The sequence below is a fragment of the Streptomyces argenteolus genome, assembly GCF_042902585.1.
GTDB classification, from domain to species: Bacteria; Actinomycetota; Actinomycetes; order Streptomycetales; family Streptomycetaceae; genus Streptomyces; species Streptomyces argenteolus.
Genome location: NZ_JBIBEG010000012.1, coordinates 1 through 16,125 on the forward strand (window position 1 = coordinate 1; position 16,125 = coordinate 16,125).

11 protein-coding genes are annotated in these 16,125 nt (G+C 73.8%); all 11 read left to right on the forward strand.

Going from position 1 to position 16,125, the window contains the following annotated elements; all coding sequences use genetic code 11:
* Positions 1-21 precede the first annotated feature (21 nt).
* The 11 genes from ACFY8O_RS30670 (at position 22) to ACFY8O_RS30720 (ending at position 15,830) form a co-directional block, all read left to right on the forward strand.
* Positions 22-3,075 carry an amino acid adenylation domain-containing protein gene (locus ACFY8O_RS30670; RefSeq protein WP_387908478.1) on the forward strand — a complete coding sequence of 1,018 codons (3,054 nt, stop codon included), beginning with the start codon at positions 22-24 and terminating at the stop codon, positions 3,073-3,075.
* Positions 3,076-3,114: 39 nt separating this feature from the next.
* Complete coding sequence (locus tag ACFY8O_RS30675; protein WP_387908161.1) at positions 3,115-3,816, forward strand: thioesterase II family protein; 702 nt, start codon at positions 3,115-3,117, stop codon at positions 3,814-3,816.
* A 47-nt stretch (positions 3,817-3,863) separates the two neighbouring features.
* On the forward strand, positions 3,864-4,688 hold the full coding sequence (locus ACFY8O_RS30680; protein ID WP_387908164.1) for an SDR family oxidoreductase: 825 nt from the start codon (positions 3,864-3,866) through the stop codon (positions 4,686-4,688).
* Between the two features lie 30 nt (positions 4,689-4,718).
* Entirely contained in the window at positions 4,719-7,739 is a 3,021-nt protein-coding gene (locus tag ACFY8O_RS30685; protein WP_387908167.1) for an amino acid adenylation domain-containing protein, read from the forward strand.
* A 51-nt stretch (positions 7,740-7,790) separates the two neighbouring features.
* Positions 7,791-9,572 (forward strand): non-ribosomal peptide synthetase, encoded by a 1,782-nt coding sequence (locus tag ACFY8O_RS30690; protein WP_387908169.1) that lies wholly within the window; start codon positions 7,791-7,793, stop codon positions 9,570-9,572.
* Complete coding sequence (locus tag ACFY8O_RS30695) at positions 9,569-10,774, forward strand: NAD(P)/FAD-dependent oxidoreductase (RefSeq protein WP_387908172.1); 1,206 nt, start codon at positions 9,569-9,571, stop codon at positions 10,772-10,774. The genes ACFY8O_RS30690 and ACFY8O_RS30695 overlap by 4 nt, the downstream gene beginning before the upstream one ends.
* Positions 10,775-11,051: 277 nt before the next feature.
* Positions 11,052-11,879, forward strand: coding sequence for an alpha/beta fold hydrolase (locus tag ACFY8O_RS30700; RefSeq protein WP_167526232.1), 828 nt, complete (start codon positions 11,052-11,054; stop codon positions 11,877-11,879).
* 15 nt (positions 11,880-11,894) lie between these two features.
* A complete protein-coding gene (locus tag ACFY8O_RS30705) occupies positions 11,895-12,896 on the forward strand; it encodes a hypothetical protein (protein ID WP_145809403.1) in 1,002 nt (333 codons plus the stop codon).
* 46 nt (positions 12,897-12,942) lie between these two features.
* Positions 12,943-13,662, forward strand: coding sequence for a 2-hydroxychromene-2-carboxylate isomerase (locus ACFY8O_RS30710; protein ID WP_387908176.1), 720 nt, complete (start codon positions 12,943-12,945; stop codon positions 13,660-13,662).
* 89 nt (positions 13,663-13,751) lie between these two features.
* The gene (locus tag ACFY8O_RS30715) at positions 13,752-15,467 is read left to right on the forward strand and encodes a phytoene desaturase family protein (protein WP_387908178.1); all 1,716 of its coding nucleotides are present in this window, start codon (positions 13,752-13,754) and stop codon (positions 15,465-15,467) included.
* Between the two features lie 108 nt (positions 15,468-15,575).
* On the forward strand, positions 15,576-15,830 hold the full coding sequence (locus ACFY8O_RS30720) for an acyl carrier protein (protein ID WP_145809406.1): 255 nt from the start codon (positions 15,576-15,578) through the stop codon (positions 15,828-15,830).
* Positions 15,831-16,125: the final 295 nt, after the last annotated feature.

Genomic DNA, 16,125 nt, shown 5'->3' on the forward strand with positions numbered 1-16,125 from the left:
GGGGATCCGGGGTTCGGTGAGTTGGTCGAGCGGGTCCGGGTGACGGATCTGGCGGCTTTCGCGCATCAGGATGTGCCGTTCGAGCAGTTGGTGCATGCGTTGCAGCCGGCGCGGTCGTTGGCGCGGCATCCGTTGTTCCAGGTGATGATCGTGTTGCAGAACAATGCGGTGGCGTCGCTGGATCTGCCGGGTGTGGTGGCGCGTCCGGTGGATGGTGAGGGGGGCGCGGCGAAGTTCGATCTGGGGTTCAACTTCGTCGAGCGCACGGGACCCGACGGCGGCCCCGTCGGCATCGAACTCACCGTCGAGTACAGTGCGGACCTCTTCGACGAGAGCACGGTCCGCCGCATCGGGGAGCGGCTCGTCCGCCTGCTCACGGCCGGCACCGCCGACCCCGCGATGCCGCTCGGCCGCCTCGACATCCTCGGCGACGGCGAGCGCGAGCAGCTGCTGACCGGGTGGAACGACACCGGCCGGACCCTGGAGCTGCCGGCGGCCGTGGAAGAGGGGCCCGAGTCGGAGACGATCGCGGGCCTGTTCGCGGCGCAGGTGGCCCGGACCCCGGACGCGCTCGCACTGGTGGCCGGTGACACCCGGCTCACCTACGCGGAGCTGGAGGCGCGCTCCGCCGCACTGGCCGGGCTCCTCGCCGCGCGCGGCGTGGGCCGGGGCGACGTCGTCGCCGTGGCCGTCCCCCGCTCCGCCGACCTCACCGTGGCCCTCCTGGCGGCGATCAGGGCGGGAGCGGCCTACCTGCCGATCGAGCTGGACTATCCGGCCGAGCGGGTCGCCCACATGCTGGCCGACGCGGCCCCGGCCGTGGTGGTCACCACGAGCGGGGCGCTGGGCGCGCTTCCCGTGGGCGCCGCCGCGAACCTCGTCGTCCTCGACGGGCCCGGTACGCGGGAGGAGGCGGAGGCCGCCCTCGGCACCGCCGTGCTGCCGGGACCGCTGCCGGACTCCCCGGCCTACGTCATCTACACCTCCGGCTCGACGGGCCTGCCCAAGGGCGTCGTCGTCCCGCACCGGGGCATCGTCAACCGCCTCCTGTGGATGCAGGACGCCTACCGGATCGGCCCGGACGACAGGGTCCTCCAGAAGACGCCCTCCGGGTTCGACGTGTCGGTCTGGGAGTTCTTCTGGCCGCTGGTGACCGGCGCGGTCCAGGTCGTCGCGGAGCCCGGCGGGCACCGCGACCCGGCCTACCTGGCGCGCCTGATCCAGGACGCCGGCGTGACGACCACGCACTTCGTGCCGTCCATGCTGGAGGTCTTCCTCGCCGAACCGCAGGCCGCGCGCTGCACCGGCCTGCGCCGGGTGCTGTGCAGCGGTGAGGCGCTGCCCACCGGGCTGCGCGAGCGGTTCCGCGCGCTGCTGCCGGCCGGTCTGCACAACCTCTACGGTCCGACCGAGGCGTCGGTGGACGTCACCGCGTGGGACTGCGCCGAGGAGTCCGCCGCCGCGGTGGTGCCGATCGGCAGGCCCGTCTGGAACACCAGGACCTACGTCCTGGACGCCGCGCTGGCCCCGGCCCCGGTGGGCAGCGGCGGCGAGCTGTACCTGGGCGGGGTCCAGCTGGCGCACGGCTACCTCGGGCGTGCCGGACTGACCGCCGAGCGGTTCGTCGCCGACCCCTACGGCCCGCCCGGCTCCCGGCTGTACCGCACCGGCGACCTGGCGAGGATCACGGCCGCCGGGGTCCTGGAGTACCTCGGCCGTACCGACGACCAGGTGAAGATCCGCGGCCGGCGTGTCGAGCTGGGCGAGATCGAGCACGCCCTCACCCGGCACCCCCTGGTGGGCAGCGCGGTCGTCACCGCCCGCACCACGCCCTCGGGCGTCACGCTCGCCGCGTACGTCACCTCCGCCGGGCCGGGGCGGGCCCCGGACCCGGCCGCACTGCGCGACCACCTCACCGGTGTGCTGCCCGACCACATGGTGCCCGTGCACTACACGCTCATCGACGCCGTGCCGGTCACGCCCAACGGCAAGGTCGACAGGAAGGCGCTGCCCGAGCCGGAGCTGCTGGAGCGGGCGCCGGGCCGCGCCCCGCGCGACGGGACCGAGACGGCGCTCTGCGAGATCTTCGCCGAGCTGCTCGGTCACCCCACCGTGAGCATCGACGACAACTTCTTCGAGCTCGGCGGTCACTCGCTGCTGGCCACCCGGCTCATCAGCATGGTCCGCGACCGGCTGGGCGCCGGGATGTCGGTGGTGTCGATCTTCGAGGCCCCGACGGTCGCGGCCCTGGCCCTCCGCCTCGCCGACGCGGACGCGGCGGGCCCCCTGAGCCGGCTCCTGCCGCTGCGCTCCGGCGGTACCGGCGCACCCGTCTTCTGCGTACACCCGCTCGGCGGGCTCAGCTGGCCCTACGCGGGGCTCGCCGAGCACCTCCCGGCGGACGTCGGGCTCTACGGGCTCCAGTCGGCCGGTATCGGCGACGACGAGCCGCTGCCCGCGACCGTCGAGGAGATGGCCGCCGACTACGTGGCCCGCATCCGCACGGTGCAGGCGCGGGGCCCCTACCGGCTGCTCGGCTGGTCGCTCGGCGGCAGGGTCGCGCACGCCATGGCCGGGCTCCTGGAGGCGGCCGGCCAGGAGGTCGAGCTGCTCGCCCTGCTGGACGCCTATCCGCGCACCGAGCCGGAGCCCGCCGCGTCCTTCTCCGAGGAGGACTTCCTGCGGGGCATCCTGGCCGCGATCGGCATGGACGCCGACGAGCTCGGCGGTCCGGTGGAGTTCGGCCGGGTGATGGCCGCGATGCGCGCCTCCGGCAAGGAGCTCGCCGGACTCACCGAGGAGCAGCTGCGGCGCCTGCAGCGGGTGATGGCCAACAGCTTCCGGGTGGAGGCGGGTTCCGTCACCGGCCGGTGTCGGGCGGGCGCGGTGATGTTCGCCGCGACCGTCGATCCGGCGGGCGAGCCCGGGGATTGGCTGCAGCACATCGAGGGCGACCTGGAGATCCACTCCGTCGCCGCCGCGCACAACGACCTGATGCGGCCCGCGCCGCTCGCCGGCATCGGGGCGGTACTGGCCAAGAAGCTGGCCCGCACCGCCCCCGTGGACCGCGCGTGAGGCCGGACGGCCTCCCCCGACAGCAGAAAGAGATGTGAGATGGCAAAAGCGATGGTTCTCTGTGTGCCCTTCGCCGGTGCGGGGGCCTCGGTCTTCCGCCCGTGGGTCCCGCTCTGCGGGGACCGTTTCGACTTGGCGGCCGTCCAGCTGCCCGGCCGCGAGCAGCGCTTCGCGGAGGAGCCGTACCAGGACGTGGCGGTGGCCGTCGAGGGGCTGATGCCCGAGGTGCTGGAGCAGGTGTCCGGCGCTGGCCCGGTGGTGCTCTTCGGCCACAGCCTGGGCGCGGTCCTCTCCTACGAGATCGCGCACCGGCTGGCCGTGACCGAGGGGGTCGACCTGGCCGCACTCGTGGTCAGCGGCTCTCCCGGCCCGTGGACCCGCCGGGAGAACGGCGCGAGCGGTCTGGACGACGACCAGTTCCTTGAGCGCGTGCGGGAGTTCGCCGGCTACCGGCACGAGGCGCTGGAGGACCCGGAGATGCGGGAGCTGCTGCTGCCCTCGCTGCGGGCCGACGTCGAGATGCACGAGAGCTACCTCGCCCTGTCGGACACCCCGCTTCCCGTGCCGATCACGTCGGTGCGCGGCAGCTCCGACACCCTCGTCAGCCCCGAGCAGGCCATGGAGTGGAGCAAGGCCACCGGCAAGGGGTTCGACCTCGTGGAGGTCGAGGGCGGTCACATGTACCTCGTCGACAACACCGAGGCCCTGATCCGCGTACTCGCCGACGTCATCCCTGGATGAGTGCGGCGGCCCGAACCACCGATCACCCCCTGAGCCAAGGAGATCTCGTGCGCCTGCAAGGAAAGACGGTCATCGTGACGGGAGCCGCCCGGGGTGTCGGCCGGGCCTGTGCGCTGGCGTTCGCCAGGGAGGGCGCCGACTTGGCGCTGCTCGACGTGTGCGACGACATCGACGCCGTCCCGTACGCCCTCGGCACCGCCAGCCAGCTCGCGCACACGGCCGAGCAGTGCCGCGAGGAAGGAGCGGCCGTCCTCACGGCCGAGGCCGACATCCGTGACGTGAGCACCCTGCGGGCCGCTGTCGACCGGATCCGCGAACGGTTCGGCCGGGTGGACGTCCTGGTCAACAACGCGGGCATCGTGGGGCCTTCGGGGAAGCCGGCCCACGAGATCGACGAGGACGAGTGGCAGGTGATGCTCGACGTCAACCTGTCCGGCGCCTGGCGGATGACCTCGGTCGTCGGCCCCCTGCTGCTCGCCCAGCGCTCGGGCAGCATCATCAACGTCGCCTCCACCGCCGGCCTGGTCGGCTACCGCAACTTCGCCGGTTACACCGCGTCCAAACACGGCCTGATCGGCCTCACCAAGGCGACCGCGCTCGACTACGCGCCGCTGAAGGTACGCGTCAACGCCCTGTGCCCCGGGTCGATCCGGGACGACAGCCGCGCGGAGGGGCGGATGCTCGGCCAGATAGCCAGGGCCCTCGATCTCCCGGTCGCCGAGAGCGAGGAGACCTTCCTCCAGGCACAGCCGATGAACGCGCTGATCGAGCCGGAGGACGTGGCCGGGGCAGCCCTCTGGCTGGCCTCCGACGAGTCCGCCCAGGTGACCGGCTCCGTGCTCACCGTCGACGGTGGCTTCACCGCCCGGTGAAGCGCCGCAACCACATCGAGGGAACCAGTCGTGTCGATCTCTGAACAGGACGCCGTCGCAGGCCTCACCCCCGCCCGGAGCACCGTCCTCCCCTCCGGGGACCGGGTCCGGGTGACCGGCCGGGCGGCACCCGGCGCGGTGTGCCACGCGCTGATCGCGCCGCTCGCCGGACCCGTGCGCGGGGACGCCCGGGACGCGCTTACGGCCCGGTTCGTCACGCGGGCCGCCGAGTGGGTGCCCGCCGGCCAGGAGGCGGCCGTCTTCCGGGGAGCCGCGACGCTGTGGCCGCAGGCCGCGCCGTGCCGCTCCGACGCGCCGGAGGCGGATCGTTGGCGTACCCGGGAGCTCACCCGGCCCCTGGTCGCGCACCGGGACCCGGCGGTGCGCGGCGTGCTGCTGACCTACACCGACGGCGTGGCCGAGCTGGTGGTCGTCGCCCACCGCGCCGCGCTCGGCGCCCGGGCCCTGCGCCGGTTCGCCGCCGAGGTGACCGGCCGCGCACCCGTGGCACCCGAGGAGGCGGTGCCCGCCGGGGCACCCGGGGCGACCGGGGCGTCCGGCGCGCCCGAGCCCTCCGGCCTGGCCGGATGCGTCGTCGACGAGCGGCCGGACTGGGGACTGGGCCGGGAGGACGGGCCCGCCACTCCTTCGACCCGGGTGCTGCCCCTGCCCCCCGGTCACCCCGCCGGCGACACCGCGAGCTGGACGGCCGCCCTCGGCATCGTCCTCGCGCGCTACGAGGGGATCGCCAGGCCCCTCGTCCCGGCCCTGGTCACCGACACCACGGACCCACGGGCCGTGGAAGGCGTCGCGCTGATACCCGTCGAGGCCGACCCGGCGCACGCGCTCTCCACCGTGGACAAGGCCGTCCGCGCGGCTCTCGCCGACGGCCCCTTCTGGCACACCGAGGAGCTCGGCCGGGCACTCGGCCGCACCGGAGGGGAGTCCGGCGCGGTCCCCGCGGTGGGAGTGGTGGCCGTCGGCCACGAGCCGGACCTCCCCGGCACGGAGGGGTTCACCTACCTGCCGTTCCAGAAGCCCCCGTTCCCGGTCACCCTGTCCGTGGTCCGTGACTCCGCGGGCGCCCGGCTGCTGCGCTGCGACCACTCGGCGCGGCTGCTGCACCCCGGCATCGCGGACCGGCTGCTCGGGCACGTGGCGCGGGTGCACGGGGCACTGGCCGGCTCGTCCGGCACCACCGTTGCGGACGTCGCTCTGCTGGACGAGGCGGAGCTGGCCGCCACGGCGGCGCTCGGCCGGCCCGCCGCCCCGCCGCTCACCCGCCCCGAGCGGATCGACGCCGCCGTCGCCGCCGTCGCGGCGGCCCGCCCGGACGCCGTCGCCGTGTCCTACGAGTCCACCCGGCTCACCTACCGCGAGCTCGACAGCCGCGCCGACCGGCTCGCCCACGCCCTGCGCGGGCTCGGAGTCGCCGACGGCGACCGGGTCGGGGTCTGCCTGGACCGGTCCGCCGAACTCGTCGTGACGCTGCTCGCCGTGCTCAAGGCGGGCGCCACCTACGTGCCCATGGACCCGGCCTATCCGAAGGAGCGGCTGGCGTACACGACGCAGGACGCGGAGCTCGCCGTCGTCGTCACCGACCGTCAGGACTTCCCCGGCGGCACCGTCCGCGCCGTCGGCACGGCGGAGCTCGAACGGCTGGCCCCCCGCACGTGCGACGGCCCGCCGGCCTCGGTGGCCGGCCCGCACGACCCGGCGTACGTCATCTACACCTCCGGGTCGACCGGCCGCCCCAAGGGCGTCGTCATCCCCCACGTGAACGTGATCGGCCTGATGGCCGCCACCCGCGACGACTTCGGCCTCGGCGCGGACGACGTCTGGACGCTGTTCCACTCCAGCGCCTTCGACTTCTCGGTCTGGGAGATCTGGGGCTGTCTGCTCACCGGTGGCCTCCTCGTCGTGGTGCCCTACTGGGTGACGCGCTCGCCGGAGGACTTCCACCGGCTGCTGGTGCAGGAGCGGGTCTCCGTGCTCAGCCAGACCCCGTCGGCCTTCGCCCACCTGATGGACGTCGAGCGGGACGGCGCCGGGCCGGCGCCCGTACGGCTGGTCGTCTTCGGCGGCGAGGGGCTCGAACCCCGCATGCTGCTGCCCTGGTTCGACCGGCATCCGGAGTCCCGCTGCCGTGTGGTCAACATGTACGGCATCACCGAGACGACCGTGCACGTGACCGCGCAGACCGTCACCAGGGCCGAGGCGCTCACCGGGTCGAGGTCCGTGGGACACGCCCTGCCCGGCTGGTGGGTCACGGTCGCCGACCCCGAGGGCAGACCGCTGCCCGTCGGGGTCGCCGGTGAGATCCACGTCGGCGGGACCGGGGTCGCGGCGCACTACCTCAACAGACCGGACCTCGACGCCCAGCGCTTCCTCACCGATCCGCGCACCGGGGAGCGGACCTACCGCAGCGGTGACAAGGGCAGACTGCTGCCCGACGGCCGCCTGGAGCACCTCGGCAGGCTGGACAACCAGGTCAAGCTGCGTGGCTTCCGCATCGAGCTCGACGAGATCCGGGCCGTCCTGCTGGACGACCCGCAGGTCACCGCCGCCGCGGTCGTCCTCAACCGGACCGACCCGCAGGACCCCGCGACCGCCCAGCTGGACGCGTACGTGGTGCTGGAGGGTGACGACACCGCCGGAGTGCGGCAGCGGGCGGCGCGGTACCTCCCCGAGTACATGGTTCCGTCGACCGTCACCGCGCTCGACCGGATGCCGCTCACCCCGAACGGCAAGCTCGACGCGCGCGGCCTGCCGAGCCCGGCACCCGCGAGGCCGGTCACGGGTGCGGGTGCGGGCACCACGGATCCCGCCGCGTCAAGTGACGCCTTCACCTCGGACCTCCTGGAGGTGTGGCAGGAGGTGCTCGGCGTGCCCGTCGGCCCCGACGACAACTTCTTCGACCTCGGCGGCAATTCGCTGCTCGCCATGCGCGTCGGAGCGGCGCTGCGCCGGCGCGGCGGCACCACGGTCGCGATGCGTGACCTGTACCTCTCGCCGACGATCCGGCAGCTGGCCGCCGGGCGCGCCGGGTGAGCCGGGGACCCGCGGTCACCGAGCGTCCCGTTCCCAAGGATGGAAGACACGATGGCTGAACAGCTCCTGCCCGACCTCTTTCAGCTGCGGGCTGCGCGCACCCCGCACGCCCCCGCCGTCCGCTCCGGCGGACGGGTGCTGAGTTACGGGGAGCTCAACACCCGGGCCAACCGGCTGGCGCACCACCTGATCGCCCGCGGGATCGGGCCCGAACACCTCGTCGGGGTGCGGCTGCCCCGGTCGGCCGACCTGGTGGTGGCGCTGCTCGGCGTGCTCAAGTCCGGTGCGGCCTACGTCCCGCTGGACAGCGGGGCCCCGGCGGAGCGGATCGCCTTCATCGTCGAGGACACCGGGCTCGGCCTGGTCCTGGGGGAGCACACGGCACCGCCCGGCGACGACGGCCCGGAGACCGTGACGGTCGCCGCCGCCGTCGCCGCCTCGGAGGCGGCCGGCCTCCCGGCCCACGACCCGACGGGCGCCGACCGCACCGCGCCCCTGCGCCCCGGCAACCTCGCCTACGTCATCCACACCTCCGGCTCGACCGGCCGCCCGAAGGGCGTCGCGGTGCAGCACGACACCCTGACGCGCTACCTGGACTTCGCCTGCGCGGCGTACCCGGGCCTCGCCGAGGGGGCGCTGCTGCACTCCCCGGTGACCTTCGACCTCACCGTCACCGCGCTGTACGGGCCGCTGCTCCTGGGCGGCTGCGTACGGGTGGCGGAGCTGGACCACGAGCCCGCCGACGGCCCCCGGCCCGGCTTCGTCAAGGCGACCCCGTCGCACCTGCCGCTGCTGGCCGTGCTGCCCCGCTCGCTGGCCCCCACCCGTGACCTGGTGGTCGGCGGCGAGATGCTGCGCGGGGACGTCGTGGACCGGTGGCGCGCCGCGCACCCCGGCGCCGCGGTGATCAACGAGTACGGCCCCACCGAGGCCACCGTCGGATGCTGTGTGTTCCGCCTCGAACCGGGGGACGCGACGGCCCCGGGCGCGGTCCCCATCGGCGTGGCGACCCCGGCCACCGAGCTGTACGTGCTGGACGAGCGGCTCGCGCCGGTCGCCCCCGGCACGGCCGGGGAGCTGTACATCGCGGGCGGGCAGGTCACTCGCGGCTATCTCGGCCGGCCCGGCCTCACCGCCGGGCGGTTCGTGGCGAACCCCTTCGGCGGCGGCCGGATGTACCGCACCGGGGACATCGCCAGGACGGGCCCCGGCGGGGTGCTGGAGTACCTGGGCCGCACCGACGACCAGGTGAAGATCAGCGGCTACCGGATCGAGCTGGGGGAGGTCAGCTCGGTGCTCGCCTCCCGGCCGGGCGTGCGGCTCGCCGCCGCGACGGCGCGCGAGGACACCCCCGGGGAGCGGTACCTCGCCGGGTACGCCGTGCCGGAGGACGGGGCGCAGCTGGACCCCGCCGCGCTGCGCGCCGCCGTCGCCCAGGTGCTCCCCGCCTGGATGGTGCCCGCGCGGATCATGGTGGTCGACGCCCTCCCGCTGACCGCGAACGGCAAGCTCGACCAGGCCGCACTTCCCGAGCCCCCGGTGCTCGGCGCGGCGCCCGGCGCGGAGCCGGAGAGCCGCGCCGAGGCACGGCTGTGCGCTCTCTTCGCCGAGGTGCTCGGCGTGCCGTCGGTCCGCCTCGACGACGACTTCTTCGCCCGTGGCGGAGACAGCCTGCGGGCCGTACGCCTCGCCGGGCGGGCCCGCAAGGAGGGCTGGACCTTCGGCCTCCGTGACGTGCTGGAACTGCGTACCCCTCGCGGCCTCGTCGGGTGCGCGGACGGTACGGAGGCGGGCCGGGGCGCGGGGCCCGTCCGGGGCGGGGCGGCGCTGTGAACGCCGGCCGCGTGGTGATCGTCGGCGCCTCCGTCGGCGGCAGCCGCGTCGCGAGCGGGCTGCGCCAGGCGGGCCACACCGGCCCGATCGCGCTCGTCGACCCCGATCCGGACGCGCCCTACGACCGGCCCCCGCTGTCGAAGCAGATCCTCACCGGGGAGTGGACGCCCGACCGGGCCTCGCTCGGGGACCCGGCGCAGTGGCGGGCGGAGCGTCATGTGGCCGCCGCCGCCGGGCTGGACCCGGTGCACCGCACGCTGCGCCTGGACTCCGGCCTGGAACTCCCCTACGACAAGCTGGTCCTGGCGTGCGGAGCGGTGCCCAGAGCGCTTCCCGGCACCCCGCGCCGGGGTGTCCACCCGCTGCGGACCCTGGCCGACTCGCTGGCTCTGAAGGCATGCCTCGACTCCTTGGCACCCGCAGGGCACCTGGTGGTGGCCGGCGGCGGCTTCGTGGGCGCCGAGGTGGCCTCCGCCGCCCGTTCGCGGGGGATCGACGTGACGATCGTGGAGGCGCTGCCCGCCCCGCTGTCCGGCCTGCTCGGCGAGGAGGTCGCCGCCGAACTCGCGCAGCTGCACACCGACAACGGGGTACGGCTGCTGTGCGGCACCTCGGTCGTCGCGGTGACCGGCAGCCCGGGCGTCACCGGGGTGGAGCTCTCCGACGGGACCGCGCTGCGCGCCGACGCCGTCGTCGCGGGGATCGGCGTACGGCCCGCCACCGGCTGGCTGGAGGGGTCCGGCCTGCCGCTGGACGGCGACGGCGGAGTGCTGTGCGACGAGTTCTGCGCGGTCGACGCCGCGCGGACGGTGTACGCGGTCGGGGACGTGGCCCGGTGCCACGACCCCCGGCTCGGCCGGCCCGTGCGGGTCGAGCACTGGACGAACGCGGTGGAGCAGGCGGCCGTCGCCGTCCACAACATCCTCGAACCGCTGCCGGTGTCCCACCGGCACGAGTTCTTCGTCTGGTCCGACCAGTACGGCGGCAAGATCGCCCTGCTCGGCCGCCCGGAGCCCGGCACGGAGGTGACGGTCGTACGGGCCGGCGGGCCCCGCCGGCGGTTCGCCGTGGCCTACCACCGCGGCCCCCTGCTGTGCGCCGCGCTGACGGTGAACTGGCCCAAGGCCCTGCTCGCGGCGCGCCGTTCGCTGGGCACACCGGACGGTGCCGAGACCGCCGTCGCCGCTTGGAAGTCTTTGTAGTCGCAGCTTGCTGTAAAGGCCCTGTCGCCGTTCAGGGACCCTCCGGCACGATCGGACCACGTCGAACCGATGCCGGGACGACACCGCTGGACGGCCTCTGCAGGGGAACGCGTCTGCCACCCCCGGCCCGCTCCACATCCCTCGGGACGTGCGGGCGGGCCGGGACCGTCCACGCACGAGGACGGCGCGTCCGCCTCCTGCCGCCGGCGCTCCCGCTCCGGCCGTCCCTCCCCGTCGTCGCCCCGTTCCTCTCCCATGCCTTCGAAAGGGCTCTCCGGTGCTCCGAAACAGCGATGTCGAGCCGCTCGTGCTCCGGCGGCGAGGTGTGCCCGGCCCGCGGCCGGACCACCGGGCTCTGCTGTTGCACGGCCTCGGCAGCGGTGAGAGCTGCTGGGAACCCTTCCTCGCGCACCGGCCCTCCGGGCTCGACCTGTGGACCGCCGGTCTGCCCTGGCGGGCCGGCGGCCCGTACGCGGTGACCGAGCGGGACGAGAAGGCGTGGATCGGTGAGGCGATCGACGCGGTCCCGGGAGGCGCCGACGTGGTGGTCGCGCACTCCTACGCCACGATTCTCCTGCTCGCCCTGCTGTCCGACACGATCGCCGCCGGGGAGGACCCGCGCGAGCGGTTCGGTATCCGTGGCGTGGTGCTGGTCTCGCCCTTCCACCGGCAGGACCCGTCCGAGTTCACCTGGGGCGAGCTGCCGACGATCCTCGGCGCCATGCGCCGCAGCGCGGACGAGTACATCGGCCTGACGGCCCGCGACCGCCTGGACCCCGCCGTGCGCGCGGACATGGCCGAACTCGCCTGTGCGCGGCTCGGTCCCTACTGGGCGGTCCGCTATCTCGACGCCTACCTGCGCACACCGTTCCTGCACGCCGACCGGATCGAGCTGCCCGTCCACATCGTCATCGGCACGGGCGACACGATCGCGCCCCCGGCCCAGGCCGAGGCACTCGCCCGCGAGCTGCGCCACGCCTCGCTCACACGCATCGAGGACTGCGGGCACTCACCGATGACCGAGCAGCCCGAGCGGTTCGCGCTCGCTGTCCAGCAATTCCTCACCACTCCGCCGGCCGGGCGCACCCCGGCGGCGGTCAACTGAGTACGGGAGCCCACGATGACCACCCTGTCCGACGTCGCGCTCAAGCAGCTCCTGAACGAACCGAGTTCGGTCACCCTCCGGCCCCCTTACGAGGGCGGGAACATCAACACCGCGATCGGCTTCAAGTGCGTCAACTACCTGCTCGAGGCCGCGGTCCTCGACCACTTCCGGGCCGTCGGCCTGGGCGCGAGCGAGCTGTACCTCGTCCACGGCGTCAACTTCGACGTGGCCGGACTCGAGACCCGTCTGCACACGGTGCTCACCCTCGACGACGACGTCCTGCTGGAGGTGACGCCGAAGACGAAGGACACCGACACCGCGATGGTCTTCGCGGTCACCGCCACCGTCGAGCGCGACGGCGCGCCGAAGAAGGCCGTCACCTCCAAGCTGCGTGTCCTGCTGCGCCGTGACGGCAACGTCGAGGCCACGCAGGAGCTTCCCGCGGAGCTCCGGCGCTTCCTCGTGGACCGCCTCGCCACCGCGGAGCCCACCGCGCTGACCGCGACCCCGTCCGACGACTTCGCCGGAGCCCTCCACCGCGGCGAGAACAGCGACACCGACCCGGTGCTCGCCGAGATCATCGGTGACACCAACGCGGTCGGCTGGAAGTGGCGGGTTCCGTACTACTACTGCCACTTCACCGAGCGCATGCAGATGTCGGGCTACCTGCGCCAGATGGAGGAGGCCAAGCACGTCTTCGTCGCCTCCCGCGGCATCAGCATCAAGCGGATGCTGAACGAGCGCGGCTGGATCCCCGTGGTGACGCAGTGCAAGATCCACTTCACGGACGAGACGATCATGGAGGAGGACCTCTACACCGTCTACACCGTGGAGTCCGTCTTCAAGGACATGCTCTACACCTCCCGCGTGGACTTCTACGTCGTGCGGGACGGCGCGCTCGTCCGGACCGCCACCGGCTCGATCACCCATGGCTACTGCCACAAGGAGTCGCCGGAGGCCGAGTGGCAGATGACCGTCTTCGACGACGAGGTCCTGCGCGCCCTGCGCGGCGAGTGACCTGCCCCGTACGCAGCCCCGGACGACCGAGCCCCCGGAGGAACCGATGGCTTCCAAACGCCCACCGCGCTGGTACTTCTCCCTGCGCAGCCCGTACTCCTGGTTCGCCTACCGCGATCTCATGGCCGAGCACCCCGAGGTCCTCGACACCATCGACTGGCTGCCGTTCTGGGAGCCCGACCAGGAGACCGCGAGGCTGCTGGCGCAGGAGGGGGTCACCCTTCCGATCGTCGCCATGAGCCGGGCGAAGAACTTCTACATCCTTCAGGACACCCGCCGGCTCGCCACCGAGCGCGGGCTGACGGAGATCACCTGGCCCGTCGACCGTGAACCGTGCTGGGAGGTCGCCCACCTCGCCTGGATCGCGGCCGGCGACGAGGGCCGGGGCAAGGAGTTCGTGGCGGCGGCGTACCGCGCCCGCTGGCAGGAGGGCAGGAACATCTCCGATCCCGCCGTGATCGCCGAGATCGCCGGCGACTTGGGCCTGGACGCGCAGCGGCTGTCCACCGCCTCCCAGGACGCGGAACTGCGCAAGCGGGGCGCCGCCCTGCTCGCCGAGTCGGCCCACGACGGTCTGTTCGGCGTGCCGTTCTTCATCACCGGCAGGGACAAGTACTGGGGCCTCGACCGGGTCGCGCCCTTCGTCCGCGCCCTCCAGGGCACCGCGGGCACGGCCGCGGCGAAGGCCACCGCGCCCGACCCGGCCACCCACGCCGATCTGCTGCCGGCCGGCGGCGACGCGGGGCACGCCGGCGGCTGCGGCTGAGACGGCCGGTGGCCGCGGCACGGAACGCGGCCACCGGTCCCCGCGGGGCGACGACAGAGCATCAGCGGCAAGCGACAAGGGAGAGCACTGTGGGCAACACCAACCCGGGCGGCGGCACGGAGTGGGACGCCGTCGTGGTCGGTGCCGGCCTGGGCGGCCTGACGACGGCCGCCTACCTGGCGGCTGCCGGCCGGCGCGTCCTGGTGCTGGAGCAGTTCTCGGTGGTGGGCGGGAACAGCCACGTCTTCCGCAGGCGGCGGAGCTACGAGTTCGACGTCGGCGTCCACTACCTCGGTGACTGCGAGCCCGGCGGAGTCATCCCGTCCATCCTGGGCGGGCTCGGACTCCGCGACCGGATCGAGTTCCTGGAGATGGACCGGAACGGCTTCGACCTGATCAGGGTGCCCGGCGCCTGTGTGGACATGCCGGCCGGCTGGCCGCAGTACCGCGACCGCCTCGTCGCCGCGATGCCGGACGAGGCGGAGGGCCTGCGCACGTTCACCGACATCTGTGCGGCCGTCGGTGAGGAGCAGCGCTCGGCGCTCTTCGAGTCGCACACCTGGTCGCCCGCCGACATCGCGAAGGGCACCGTCGCCGTCCGGGAGTGGGGCAGGCGGACGCTGGACGAGCTGTTCACCCACTGCGGTCTGTCGTCACGGGCCCGTACGGTTCTCGCGGCCCAGGCGCCCAACTACGGGCTGACGCCGCGGCAGGCCACGGTGGCCCGGCACACCAGCGTCACCGACCACTACCTCCGCGGCGCCTACTTCCCGGCCGGAGGCGGGCAGACGCTCGCCGCGGGCCTGGTGGAGGTCATCGAGGCGCACGGCGGCGAGGTCAGGACCCGCAAGAGGGTGCGGCGCATCCTGGTGGAGGACCGCAAGGTCACGGGCGTCGGCCTGGACGGCGGCGAGACGGTGCGCACGGGCCTGGTGGTGTCCAACGCGGACTACCGCCGCACGGTGCTCGACCTGATCGGTGCGGAGCACTTCCCGAAGTCCCTCGCCGAGCGCACCCGGAACGCGCGCATGGGCATGCCGTGGCTGGTGCTCTACCTCGGCCTCGACATCGACCTGCGCGACCGGCCGAACGCCAACCTGTGGTGGTACGACACCGACGACATCGACGGCTACTTCGAGCGGGCCCGCGCCGGCGACGTCGGTGAAGTCCCCTTCCTGTTCTGCTCGTTCGCCTCGCTCAAGGACCCCGCGAACCGTGCGCTGTGCCCGCCGGGCCACGCCAACCTGCAGGTCATGACGCTCTGCCCGCCCGACTACGAGTGGTGGGGCGTCACCGGCGGGGCCGAGGGCGGCGATGCCTCCTACCGGCGCGACGCGCAGTACCTGCGCCGCAAGCAGGAGCTCACCGAGGCCACCCTGCGCGCGGCGGAGAAGGCCATCGGCCCGCTGCGGGGGCACATCACGCACATGGAGGCGGCGACCCCGCTGACCCATGAGCGGTACACCCTGTCTTCCGGAGGCACCCCGTTCGGCATGGCCGAATGGGGCGGCACGGCCCGGCCCGGCACGGCGACCCACATCGCCGGACTGCACGTGGTCGGGGCCAGCACCCAGGCGGGCAACGGTGTCGCGGGCGTCATGCTCGGCGGCATCTCGTGCGCCTCCCACATTCTCGGCCAGCCGCTGCTCGCGCAGGGCCGGCAGGGAGTGGTGTCCGGGGACCCGGACCTCCTCCCCGACCGGCCGGACGGCTGGGACCCGAGGGAGGTCTGCCGGGGTGCTTCCCGGCGGGCCCGGTCGGGCGCCGCGACAGCGGCCCGGGATCTGGCCGGCACAACCGGCTGAGATCGGGCGGCAGGCGGGTCACCGCCCGCCTGCCGCCGAGCAAGTAACCGATGGACGCCTCGTCCAGTCGAGCCAAGCACACCTTCCGAAGAACTGAGAGTGATTCACATGAGCGCTTCCACCGTCGAACAGCGTGCCGGCATCAAGGAGATCGTCTGCGACATCCTCGAGCTCGAGGAGGACGAGGTGACGGACGAGGGTCTCTTCAAGGAGGAGTACGGCGCGGACTCGCTGCGCGCCATCGAGATCCTCGCGGGCCTCGAGAAGGAGTTCAAGATCACGATCGACCAGTCCGAGCTGGAGCGGATGGTCAACCTGGACGGGGTCTACGCCGTCGTCCAGGAGTCGATCGACGCCAAGTAGGCGCGTTCCGGCAGTCCCTGGTGGATCGGCGCACCGCGCCGGACGCCGTGCACCGCACGGCGGGCGAACGCTCGCGCTCCGGTGTCCGGGCGGGCCGGCGACCCCGGCGCGCCGTGCCGGGACCGTCGTCGAGCACCCGCGGGGAACCTACGGGCCCCGCCGGGGCGGACCACCGCCCGGAAGCAGGCGCGGGGAGCCCGGCACACCGCCGGCTCCCCGGCCCCGGCGGATCACCCGGACCTGACCGACGGGTGATCCGCCCCCCTTTCCGTGGTGACCGTGGTGCCCGTGGTGA